2 protein-coding genes are annotated in these 649 nt (G+C 33.0%); both read right to left on the reverse strand.

What is annotated here, in order from left to right:
* Positions 1–241: IS3 family transposase (locus BPMYX0001_RS28825; RefSeq protein ID WP_033799570.1), on the reverse strand; the 241-nt coding region annotated here is incomplete at its 3' end.
* Positions 241–564 (reverse strand): hypothetical protein, encoded by a 324-nt coding sequence (locus tag BPMYX0001_RS28830; protein ID WP_000516899.1) that lies wholly within the window; start codon positions 562–564, stop codon positions 241–243. The genes BPMYX0001_RS28825 and BPMYX0001_RS28830, both read right to left, overlap by 1 nt.
* Positions 565–649: the final 85 nt, after the last annotated feature.

Consider the following 649-nt stretch of genomic DNA (forward strand, 5'->3'; position numbering starts at 1 on the left):
TACGTAATACTTTTTTATGATTGATTACGATGTTAAATTGATTACGTAGACAAGCTGTAACCCGACGATATCCATACCGATATTTATGATGTTGACATATTTCTATTACGGTTTTTTCTTCATGATTAGTTACTGTTTTCTCCTGCTTTTTCCAACGATAATAAGTAGCACGTGAAATATCAAATATGGAACACAGTTCTGCAATTGTAAAAATTGATTGCCATTCCTTTATCATTTTCATTATTTCTTCTTTTCCTCCCACCTCCTTAAAATTTCTTGGCACTTTTCCAGCAATATAATCTTTGCCTTTAAATAACGTATTTCTAATTCTTTTTGTTCAAGTTCTGTTAACTTTTTTAAGCCTTTTCCATGTACAGATTGTCTTCCAATAGATTGTTCAAACCGATAGGTTTCGCCTTCACGATACCATTTCATCCAAGTTTTAATTTGAGCCACATGTTTAATTCCTAAGGCATCCATAATTTCTTTATTTTTGAATCCTTGGTGTTTCATTTCAACTACTTTCCACTTTATTTCGGCGGGATAATGCGTCTTTTTCCCCATACGAAAAACACCTCCATTAAAATCATAACTGATACTTACGATTTAGAGAGGTGTTTTTTATCGTCTCATTCTCAGGGTTCACTCC

Source organism: Bacillus pseudomycoides DSM 12442, assembly GCF_000161455.1.
In the GTDB taxonomy this organism is placed as follows: domain Bacteria; phylum Bacillota; class Bacilli; order Bacillales; family Bacillaceae_G; genus Bacillus_A; species Bacillus_A pseudomycoides.